General features: G+C 46.9%; 8 protein-coding genes and 1 pseudogene. All 9 read left to right on the forward strand.

The annotated features are described in order from the left end of the window. Positions 1-57 precede the first annotated feature (57 nt). Entirely contained in the window at positions 58-1,008 is a 951-nt protein-coding gene (locus IEX98_RS14460) for an acetylxylan esterase (protein WP_188889923.1), read from the forward strand. Beyond that, positions 1,005-1,166: a hypothetical protein gene (locus IEX98_RS14465; RefSeq protein WP_188889924.1), complete on the forward strand. Its 162-nt coding sequence runs from the start codon at positions 1,005-1,007 to the stop codon at positions 1,164-1,166. The genes IEX98_RS14460 and IEX98_RS14465 overlap by 4 nt, the downstream gene beginning before the upstream one ends. 525 nt (positions 1,167-1,691) lie before the next feature. After that, complete coding sequence (locus IEX98_RS14470) at positions 1,692-1,859, forward strand: CxxH/CxxC protein (RefSeq protein ID WP_188889925.1); 168 nt, start codon at positions 1,692-1,694, stop codon at positions 1,857-1,859. A 5-nt stretch (positions 1,860-1,864) separates the two neighbouring features. Next, complete coding sequence (gene rlmH, locus IEX98_RS14475; protein ID WP_188889926.1) at positions 1,865-2,344, forward strand: 23S rRNA (pseudouridine(1915)-N(3))-methyltransferase RlmH; 480 nt, start codon at positions 1,865-1,867, stop codon at positions 2,342-2,344. A gap of 199 nt (positions 2,345-2,543) precedes the next feature. Further along, the gene (locus IEX98_RS14480; RefSeq protein WP_188889927.1) at positions 2,544-3,530 is read left to right on the forward strand and encodes an AAA family ATPase; all 987 of its coding nucleotides are present in this window, start codon (positions 2,544-2,546) and stop codon (positions 3,528-3,530) included. Beyond that, complete coding sequence (locus tag IEX98_RS14485; protein ID WP_188889928.1) at positions 3,530-6,094, forward strand: S8 family peptidase; 2,565 nt, start codon at positions 3,530-3,532, stop codon at positions 6,092-6,094. Before IEX98_RS14480 ends, IEX98_RS14485 begins: the two co-directional genes overlap by 1 nt. A 361-nt stretch (positions 6,095-6,455) precedes the next feature. Beyond that, positions 6,456-9,803, forward strand: coding sequence for an immunoglobulin-like domain-containing protein (locus IEX98_RS14490; RefSeq protein ID WP_188889929.1), 3,348 nt, complete (start codon positions 6,456-6,458; stop codon positions 9,801-9,803). A 133-nt stretch (positions 9,804-9,936) separates the two neighbouring features. After that, a pseudogene (locus IEX98_RS29545) lies at positions 9,937-10,149 on the forward strand (TetR-like C-terminal domain-containing protein); the annotation flags it as partial. Between the two features lie 147 nt (positions 10,150-10,296). Next, positions 10,297-11,166, forward strand: a complete 870-nt coding sequence (locus IEX98_RS14500; RefSeq protein WP_188889930.1) for a DUF4085 family protein — start codon at positions 10,297-10,299, stop codon at positions 11,164-11,166. Positions 11,167-11,552: the final 386 nt, after the last annotated feature.

The following is an 11,552-nucleotide window of genomic DNA, read 5'->3' on the forward strand; positions in this document are numbered from 1 at the left end:
AATCCCCGTATGGTTAGTTTTGAGTAATCATCAGGTCAAGCCGGGAAGGAAGAACGTATGAACGCGATAGAGAAAAGAATTGAGGAGCTGTACCGCTATAACCCGGATTTGACGCCGCCAGTTGATCTGGATGCGTTCTGGCAGCGGACTTTCCAAGAGGCGGCGATGCGTCCGCTTCACGGGATGAGAGTATTGACGGAGACGCCTTTTCCGGCGGTTGACGTGTATTATGTCACTTATGAAGGTTATGACGACACCCCATTGAAGGGCTGGTATATCGTACCACGGTTTATGGACGGCATGGGACCCTTGCCTTGCGTAGTAGTCTTTCACGGCTATACAGGCGGTAAAGGCTATCCTGAAGAGTATGCAGATTGGGCGCTGCTCGGCATGGCTGTGTTCGCTGTTGATGTTCGCGGCCAAGGCGGCGAAACCGGAAACCGGATGGACAGCGAATATGGCATGACCAAGGGCTGGCTGACGCAGGGGATTTTGGACAAGGACCAGTTCTACTATAGAGCGATTACGGTAGATGCGTTGAAGGCACTGGAATGGGCGGCGGAGCAGCCTGAGATTGATCCATCGCGAATTGCGGTATACGGCGATAGCCAAGGCGGAGGGCTCAGCCTGATGATGGCGGCGCTAAGCAATGTGCCGGCGGCTGTCGTGGCGAACATTCCGAACATGTGCCATATGGATTTTGGCATTTTAAACTCAACCAGCTCGTTGCAGGAAGCGGCTGAATTTGTTCATCGTTCGCCCCAGCATCTGAACGCGGTATTGAAGACGTTGAGTTACTTCGACATGGTGCATCTCGCCGAGATGATCGAAGTGCCGGTGATGATGTCGGTTGGTTTGAAGGATACGGTATGTATGCCGGAGACGATATTTGCGGCGTACAACCGCATCCCGTCGGAGAAGGCGCTCAACATTTATCCGTTCACGGGCCATCAGGTGAGCAGCTATCAGAAGCGGCAAGCGATGGAGTTTTTGAAGAAGCATTTGTGAGGATAGTTGCGTGCGAGCAGCTGTGTGAGCAGTTGCAAGAGCAACTGCAAGAGCAACTGCAAGAGCAACTGCAAGAGCGGCTGCAAGAGCAACTGCAAGAGCAACTACAAGAGCAACTACAAGAGCGGCTGCAAGAGCAACTGCAAGAGCAACTGTAAGAGTAGCTACAAGAGCAACAACTACAAGAGCAGCTGTGAGTGCAATTGTGTGGGGCGCGTCCTGGGGGACGCGCTTTTTTTTGTTGGTTGTTGGCTGGCGGGCGATGTGATGCAGAAGTGGTGTGGATGCGGGATGTAGTAATGATGGGAGATGTGGGCAGGGATACAAGTAGATAAGAGGGGTGGAGATGGAGCAAAATGTAAAAGTACATGTTGTTCGAGGTGAAATGGGCTGTTTGGGGGCCTCAAAATGCAAAAGTGCATTTTGATTGGCGGATTTGGCGGGAAATGAGCTGTATTTGGCCATTTCACCTGCACTTTTGCATTTTGAACGGCAAAAACGGTGATTTGAGGGAGATTGAAATGCATTTTTACATTTCGAGGATGGCGGATGGCAAGGTTGGGGAGCAGAAATGCTGGGAATAGGGCGAGTGGAAGTCTTTTTCCCTTCACAGGCATGTGGAAATTCTGCTATGCTTGGGGTAGATTATTAAACCACGGCTAAGAAAGAGGAATCGACATCATATGTATTGTGTATGCAAACAACATGTAGAGCTGGCTATTGATAAATTTGTGGACGAGTATGAGGATGCGCCTGATATCGTTGACTTGGAAAAAACTGAATTTGCGGACTGGGATCCTCCGCGCAGCTGTGATCTGTGCGAGCAAGGCGCCGAGTTCCTGGTGGTGTAGCCGGGATGCATATTCAGATTGCGGCGGTCGGGAAGCTGAAGGAGAAGTATCTAGTGCTTGGCATCGCGGAATATGCCAAGCGTCTCGGGCCTTACGTGAAGCTCACGCTCACGGAAGTGCCCGATGAGAAGGCGCCGGAGACGATGAGTCCGGCGGAGGAAGCGATTGTGCGCGAGCGAGAGGGAGAGCGGCTTCTGGCGCAGCTGAAGCCGGACGCCCATGTTGTCGCGCTCGCGCTGGATGGCGAGCTCTGGTCCAGCGAGGACCTCGCGACCCAGCTCGATAAGTTAGCCACGTATGGGCGCAGCCACGTGGCTTTTGTCATTGGCGGGAGCAATGGACTGGCTCCCGCCGTGCTTCAGCGCGCCCAGCAGAAGCTCAGCTTCGGGCGCATGACACTGCCGCACCAGCTCATGCGGCTGGTGCTGGTTGAGCAAGTATATAGAGCGGTGAAGATTAATCGGGGGGAACCGTATCACAAATAATGCTAAAAATATAATTTTAAGGTAGTATATTCTTGAATTCGTCTATAGTTATACGCAAGGTCGTTCAAATGGACAGGTCCATTACGCGAAGCGCCATTACGATAAAAAACTGGTCATAACCAAGCCCTCACTGGTATAATTGATACGGCTGCAATCACATGCTATTTAACGTATATTGATACCGAAAGGATGTGAGAAGATGGCTCGTTCGGATTTGCTATTAAAGCTTGTTACTGCAGGATCTAATGGCGACAAAAAGATGTTTGAGCGAACTGTAGAAGCACTTATAGCGGAAGAGAGAAACAAGCAACACCATGTGCTAGCCGACAGATTGGCGGAAGGACTTAGGTCGTCTGCTCCGTCCAAAGAGGTGTCAAGGTTTATGAATGAAGGAATTAGAAATCTCTTTCATGAAGTGGTTCCGAATCGCGAAATAAATGATTTGTTGCTATCAGATAGTGTGCTTCAAGTATGTAATGAACTCATCGAAGAACAACATAGAAGCGATTTACTTCGCGCATATAACCTTGAACCACGGCATCGAGTAATATTAACTGGCCCACCTGGGAACGGAAAGACTTCTTTAGCAGAGGCAATTGCAACTGCTTTAATGGTTCCAATGTTTAGCGTAAGATATGAAGGAATCATTGGGAGTTACTTAGGGGAAACGGCAAACCGACTAAATAAATTATTTGATTATATTCGCTCACAGCGGTGTGTTTTATTCTTTGATGAATTTGATGCGATAGGTAAAGAACGCGGAGATAAACACGAGACAGGTGAGATTAAGCGCGTTGTAAGTTCTCTGTTATTACAAATTGATGACTTACCAAGCCATGTAGTTGTTGTAACAGCAACAAATCATCAGGAACTATTAGATCGAGCTGTATGGAGAAGATTTCAGATTAGAGTGGAGCTGCCTAAGCCACAAAAAGCACAAATTATAAGCTGGTTTGACAGATTACAGAAACGCTACAAAGAGCCAGTTGGTATAACATCTAGGACAGTAAGTGATAAGTTGTATGGGCTAAGTTTTGCTGAACTTGAACAGTTTGAGCTAGACGTACAAAGAAGATATATACTAACACTACCTGCTCCCGATATAAAATCCATCATCCGAGATCGACTTAAACAATGGGAGTTACGTAGTACTCATACTATAGATGACACTCGGGGTGAAGAATAATGGCAGAAAGACCACTACTAATCTTCCCAGCACCAAGCGAAACTGGCAGAGAGAAAAAGGGGAATAATATACCTAGGACTCATTTCCCAGGCGTACAGAGGCAAATTGATCGCATTGAGCCAATTTTCTCAAGGTTGGAAGATGCATTTGATAGTCAGCGAGCACATTTAGCTACGACATTAACAGGTGCAATTCCTGAGCAAGCTATAGTTTTTGAAACAATTGGAACAATAGAAGATTTTATAAATGCTGTAAAGCTGATTGATGGTTTAGAGTGGTTAGCAGAATGGGAACAGAATTTTGATCCAGACGATGATTTCTATATTGTAGACGAAGGCGAGCCCACTGATAAGAAATTAGGGGGACGCCTATTTTTGATTATGTCAGATCAACGGGCAATTACCGAATTGCGATCACTTTGGGAGAGATATAAGAATGGAGATGGTCTCCCACGGGGAAAGGGAAGGTTTAAAGGTTTATTCACACAGTTAAAAAATATACGTCTTTGGGACATTTCAGATCGATTCAGAGGCACTGGGCTTGAACTTGATTGGAAAGATAAGATGGAGCAAGGAGAAGAACGAATTCGATTTGAAGTAGAGCTATGGTTTCGTTCGAGTGCTGATAAACGGCGAGAAGTTGTAAGCGAGATCAGAACACTGCTACAAAACGTTTCAGGCGCGATAATCACTGAGACGGCTATTCAACATATCTCTTATCATGCCCTCTTAATTGAAGCTAGAATTGAAATCTTTCATGATCTAAGCCAAAATAGTAACGTCCAATTACTTCGGGCTGATAGCGTAATGTTTTTCCGCCCAGTAGGTCAAGCAATAATCCAGCTTCCAAATGGCGAGCCTGAATTAGATGGGAGTATAGATAACGAAAGTGTAGAAATTATTCAGGAGCCTATCGTAGCACTATTTGATGGCGTGCCGCTGTCCAATCATATGATGTTGAAAGAACGAATAATCATTGACGACCCTGATGATTTTGAAAGTCGGTATCAAGCGCATGAGCGAATTCATGGTACTACAATGGCATCGTTAATTATTCATGGTGAAATCGATAGAAGCGAGACTTCGTTGAATAGATCGGTATATGTTCACCCAATTCTTACTCCTTTAAGGGGATTTCGTGACACGATACATGAATGTATCCCAGACAACATTCTGCCAGTAGATATTATCCACCGTGCTGTGAGACGAATGTTTGAAGGTGAAGGGGAAATGGGTCCAACAGCTCCTAAAGTGAAAATAATCAATCTCTCAATAGGGGATGCAGCAAGACCTTTTGATTTCTCTGTTAGCCCGTGGGCCAGACTATTGGATTGGTTATCTTATAAATATAGAGTGCTGTTTATCGTCAGCACGGGTAACTATGTAGGTGATATTAATCTAAATATGCCAACCTCCGAGGTAAGGGGGTTAACGGCTGAAGATCTATCGGCAGAAGTTGTTAAATCAATACATAGTACTTCTCATGACAGAAGATTACTGTCCCCATCTGAGGCAATCAATTGTATTACCGTTGGGGCATTGCATGATGATTCATCTACAATTGCGTATTTAGGATTTAGGAAAGAGCTTATTTCACATTTGCCAATGGTAAGTCCTATGAGTCGATTCGGGCTCGGCTATCGGAGATCCATTAAGCCTGAAATTGTTATGAGCGGCGGTCGACAGCTTTATTTAGAGGGTATAGGTAATGAGCATTATAAATTAACTGCAACGCTGATGGCACCTGGTCATAAGGTCGCTTATCCCAAAAAAGAAGGCGATCTTAATTCATTTGCATACACAAGAGGCACGAGTAATGCAGCGGCGCTAGCTACGAGAACAGCGGCAATCATTTACGATTCATTGAAGGAGCAATTTGATACTGAAGGTACTACCTTTGAATTAATAGAAGCAAATGTTGCAGTGTTAATTAAGGCCTTACTAGTGCATGGAGCAAGCTGGAACACGATTTATTCATCGTTAGAGCAGTTGCTGGGTCAGGATCGAAGAGAGAGATTTAAGGATCGTGTTGTTCCAAGATTAGTGGGCTATGGATTAGTGGACGCATACAAGGTATATGAATGTACAGAACAACGAGCCACATTATTTGGAGTAAACACGTTGACGAAAGAAAAAGCACATATCTATTCTGTGCCGCTTCCTCCATCACTCAGTAGTAAAACGATAAAGAGAAGGCTAACCATTACACTGGCGTGGTTCTCTCCAATAAACTCAAATGATCAAAAATACCGACAAGGGCAGCTGTGGTTTGATCCCCCAGCAGAAGAGTTAGCACTAAAAAGAGTCGAAGCTGATTGGACTGCAGTACGTAGAGGGACAGTCCAACATGAAATTCTTGAGGGTGATCGAGCAATGCCGTTTGTTGACGGGGACATGCTTCAAATTAAAGTTAACTGTAGAGAAGAAGCAGGAAAGCTTAACGTGGAAGTTCCCTATGCGCTGGCTGTCTCATTAGAGGTGGCAGAAGGCGTGGAAATTCCAATCTATAATGAGGTTCGTGAAAGAATTCGACCACGCGTTGAAGTTCTTCCAAACAATCATTAATGTGAAGAGGCACCTGAGATGTCGGTGCCTCCAACTTCTTTTTAACAGGGGGATGCGGTAAATGGAGGCGTCCTCCTGTTATAATTCGCCTTTAGAGCGATACGGTGAACCGTATCATAAGTAGGGCGAAATTTAATTAGCAGTACATCTTTAGAAGGATTACAGTCTCTTAGGGTTCGAACTATAATGATTTGAACACAAAGAGAGTTGAACAATGAAAAGTGGAGGTGTGCTTGTGTTAGTTATCGATTTGCTAAGTTCTACAATTCTCAGGAATTGATCTTTAATAGGCTACATGACGCAGTAGCAGTAACGATAGAATAAACTGTAAACCATTGAGAGAGGAGAATAGAGAACAACAATGAATTGGGGACATACGGAGAATAAGAAAGTAGTTTACGGTCGGACGACGTCTTGGATGGTCCGCCTTTTGCTAGCATTGATACTTACGCTTGTGCCGATACTTGCCGCGCTGCCCGCATCGATGGCAGCCGCTGCCGATGCGCCTGACCAAACATCCGGAGCAGGGGATCCGGGGAGCACGTATCGGGCGAACGGACTTGCTCAAAGCTTTACGGCAGGTAAGTCCGGCTATTTGAATCAAATTGACTTGTATATGGCCGATTACGGGAGCTCGGGAATTGTGTTTACGCTCAGTATCTATGCAGGACAAAGCGTGTCCGGAACGGTGCTTGCTTCAGCGACTTTTGGCAGCAGCAATATTCCGTATAATCCGGGAGGCTGGCTGTCCGTTTTGTTCGATCAGCCGGCACAGGTGCAGGCAGGACAGCAGTATACGATGCACTTAACGTCTTCCATCGGTGATACGCCGCAAACAACATGGAAGCTCTATGCGACCGACGTATATGCAGGAGGAAGAGCTTATACGGCTTCCAGTTGGTCTGATTATGACATGGGCTTTACCACTTATGTCGGTGATTCTCCAAGGGATTATACGACTACGCTCGCCGTGTCTCCCGTAACCGGTACATACGGCCAAGCGGTAATGATATCGGCGACGCTGACAACTCCGGAAGGGCCGCTTGCAGGAAAGAGAGTTAATGTCTACCTTGATGGAAGCTCGATAGGATACTTAACGACGAATGCAGCGGGTTATGCTTCAGGTAGCTATTCAATTAGACAAGCTGCGGGCAGCTATGAACTGAAGGTAGCGACAGCAGCTTCGTATCCTTACCCTGCGGCGGATCAGACAACGACGCTTACGGTCAACAAAGCCCCGCTCACTGTAACGCCTAACAATGCGACTAGACCCTATGGAACGTCTAATGGTAATTTCACAATGAGCTTTGGCGGACTGATGGCATGGGACACGGCCTCCTCGCTTGGGCAGCCGGTGTATTCGACTCACGCCGACGCATCCAGCCCAATCGGCAATTATGACCTAACAGCCAGCGGTTTGACATCAACGAAGTACACAATCATCTACTCGCCAGGCACTTTAACTGTGACACAAGCGCCCTTAACCGTCACTGCTGCGGATCAATCACGGGCATATGGGCAAGGCAATCCATCTCTATCCGGTTCGATCACCGGTCTTGTTAATGGAGATGCTATTCTGGCGTCCTACTCGACAGCAGCAGCCGTATTAAGCCCGGTGGGATTATATCCGATCGTTCCGGCCTTATCTGATCCGGGAGGCAAGCTGAGTAACTATCATGTTGTCCTTGAGGAAGGCGAGCTGACGGTTACGAAAGCCTCGCTTCGCGTTGCGACGGATTCGGTATCGCGATGGGTCGGCAAAGCGAATCCGCAGTTAACCGGCAATCTTACAGGCGTTGTTGCCGGCGACTCCATCTCTGCACAGTATGAATCGGCGGCTTCTGTAGTTAGCGCTGAAGGTGTTTATGATATTACTGCACAGCTTCTCGATCCGTTGAACCGTTTATCCAATTATGAGCTCATAACCGACACAGGCAAGCTAACCGTCTATGCCACTCCAAAGCCGGTGTTTGCCGCAGGAGAGACGGCCGGTGCGGTGAAATCGAATGTTGGGCTGCCGGGCACAGATGCTGCAGGCCGTCCGATCCGCTGGACGTCCTCGGACAACAGCTTGCTTGATGCAACAACAGGAGCCGTGCATCGGCCGGCTTACTCGGCGGGCGATTCAGCCGTAACGCTGGAAGCAGAGGTTGATGCGAATCAGACAACCTATAACGTCCAATATCATTTAACGATCATCGCTGCCGATATGACGGACAAAGAGGCAGCAACAAGAGACATGGCGCTGCTTGCGATCGGTTACACAGCCGGAGATGACGAAACGCACGTGCGCAATAGACTGATGCTCCCGGCTGCAGGGACGAACGGCTCTGCCGTTACATGGGCTTCAAGCCGAACGGAGCTGATTAATCCCGCTGACGGTTCGGTATCACGACCATCGTATGGGGCCGGAGACCAAACGGTTACGCTAACGGCTACAGTAACGAAAGGGCTGGAATCGGACAGCCGCCAGTTTCAATTGATTGTTTTAAGGAATAATCCAATTGTTGTGGGGCCTGAACAGCCTAAAGAGCCCGAGCAACCGCAATCGGACTTTTATATCGATTTCATCGCCGAGAATAATAAGAAGGAACGGATTAAACTTACGCAGTCTCAAGTGAAATCCGGATTGATTGAAGTCATTAAGAATACAGAAAAGGGATATTTCGAGTTGAGCGCAGAAACGGCAACCAAACTGCTCCGGTTGAATCCCTCGTTTGCGTTTCAAGTGTTAACGGCCGGCGGTACAATGAGGCTGCCTGTCTCCGAGCTGGCTGCTGCCGCAGATAAGCAATATGCAGGCAAGGACGGCGATAAACTCAACTTTGCGATATATGCTGGAGAGATTGAGGTTGATGCTTCTTTATTGACAGAGCTGAAATCCCGGGGTGCAGAATTATTGTCTGGTCCTGTTCAGTTTAAGATTGTTATGAGCAATGGCGACGGGGCTGAAATTGCCATTATCCAATTAGGCAGCAAAGTAGAAAGACGCATTGCGGTTCCAAATACCGACGCAGATGCAATTGTAACGGTATGGAACGAGCAGCTTCGGCAGCTGCAATATGTTCCAGTCCGATATGAAATTATTGGGGGGAAGCCCTATGCGTTGCTTCCCGTCAGCAGCGACGGCTTGTATGTGAATATTGTTAACCGGAAAGCTTTTACCGATATGCAAGGACACTGGGCGAGATACGAAGCGGAGAAGCTGGCTTCCATGCTCATCTTTGAAGGAAAAGGAGAGGGCATCTTCGATCCGAATGCCCGCTTAACGCGAGCGGAGACAGCAGCGTTGCTGGTTAGGGCGCTAGGCATCCCCGCGGCGGCTCAGTCGGCAGCTTTATCCGATATTACCGGGCAATGGTACGAAAAGTCGGTTTCCTCCGCAGCAGTGGCCGGATTGGTGACCGGATACGAGGACGGAAGCTTCCGCCCGAATGATTTTGTTACAAGGGAAGAACTGGCGGTCATTCTTGCAAGAGCAATTGCATACGATAGCGTCTCCGCCTCCAATACCCTGGAGAATGGTTCGGCGCTGCTGAACGATTCGAGCGAGGTGTCGAAATGGGCTGCCGAGGCAGTGCAGCAAATGCTTGCTTACGGCATCGTTAAAGGCGACCATGCAGGCAATTTTAAGCCGCACGAAACCGCGACTCGTGCTGAAATGGCACTTATGCTGAGCCGTTTGCTCGGCAAGCTTGGATATATGTAAAAAAGTTGCTGGCGCCTGTAATCAACAGTCGCCAGTTTTTTTGCATTCGATTACAACTAATAGTGTTCGTCTACAGTTATATTACGCATGAGATGATTCGGTACCTCGGCTTCCATTATTTTTCCGCAACCGCTTATATGCCATTATTGCGCAAACAGTAACCGAGGTTGTCGGTATAAAATCAGAAAACTTTTCAAATGATGTAACCACTCATTTTTTGACTTCTGGGTTTATTGGAGTATTGGAATGGTGGATTAATAATTCTATGCCCTGCAATGTAAAGGAAACTACGGAGCAACTTATGTTTTTACTAAAACCATACACCAAGCACCTTGAATCACTCTAACCCTAATATCTGGTAAGTGCCTCAACTTAATTAAACGTTATAGCGGCAGCGATATTTGCTCTATTTGAATCGCCTTAGATGTGATGTTTGCAAGACACCATCTCGCTAAAACGATCGATTCAATCCAGGCCATCAAGGAGGTGTTTTGTGAAATATTTTACAAAAGAATGGTATGAATTATGCCAGCGGACAGGGCTTCATTTTGGCATGAGGGTGCACAAGAGCGCCTATGTACGTGACGAAGCACTTTTTTTACGGCTGTATAATAGGAAGGAAAAGGAATTCCTTATTCAGGAGCGTGAGGTATACGACGTCGATCCCCGATTTATGCTGGAGCAGGATGGCAGACAGCTTGTGGCTCTTGATAAATGGCTTTTGGACGGGGATGAGATTAGTGAAGAGCATACAATGGTCTATCACATGTCTTCTGAAGAAAGGGATCGAATACAGCATTTAATTGCTGCTTACGATGTAAGACCTCCTTTTGACGAAGTGAAAAGTAAGGATGTATTCAGAGTGAACCAGGATTGGAGATATAAGGAAGCGTATGATAAACTGCCGGTCGAGCTGTCCTCACGCATTGCAGATATGCGGGTATTTGCGCTGGGCTACAGTACGAGAGAGGTATTGCGCGAGCTGAAGAAACTCAGCAGAGAAAATGAAAAGTGCATGAAGCTGGTCATGGATGAATATCGGCAGGTGCAACAAGCGGAGAACATTCCCGAACATATCCGCAGCCAGTTCCATTTTCACGATTGCAGAGTAACAGAGCTTACGTTCGGTAAGCAGATTGTCATGAGACTGGACACGCAAGGCGGGTTTACAAACAACAATAAGGTCACATTTGATAATGTCAACGAAATCATCAGACAAGACGAGCACATTGTGGGCAGCGACTGGCTTTATAATGAGCTGTATCGTACGGATTGCGGGTATGAAGTTCATATGATTTTTTCGGGCGAAGGGATGCCTGAATTCATTATTCGCTGCGCAGACATTGTTGTAGAACAAGAATAGTAAAGCATGGATCTATGCTACATAAACAGGAGATTTGGCGGAATGACCAAATGAAGCCGGTACAGCGTTTACGGTGTATATTAAAAGCAGCGAATTGCCGCTGCTCTTTTTTTTCTCCGATAGGCCCGTTAAGGTGAACCGTACCACAAGTGACGGCGAAAAATCCGGGTGTTGAGGATATGCGGGAGTGTAAAACGAAAGTGAGATATGAAGAGTTTGAGCTCCTATAGCCTTCGACTGTAGGGTCTTTGCTTTTAGGAAAAATCGACGAATGTTCACCATTTTCCCAAGGATATCAGATGTCCGAATCGTTTGTGCCGTTTCGCAGAAAAATCCGCTATATTTCATGCCGGGAGGTACAGATTAGAGATCTATTAGAGCAGCTT

The organism is Paenibacillus radicis (ex Gao et al. 2016) (assembly GCF_014641555.1).
GTDB lineage: Bacteria > Bacillota > Bacilli > Paenibacillales > Paenibacillaceae > Pristimantibacillus > Pristimantibacillus radicis.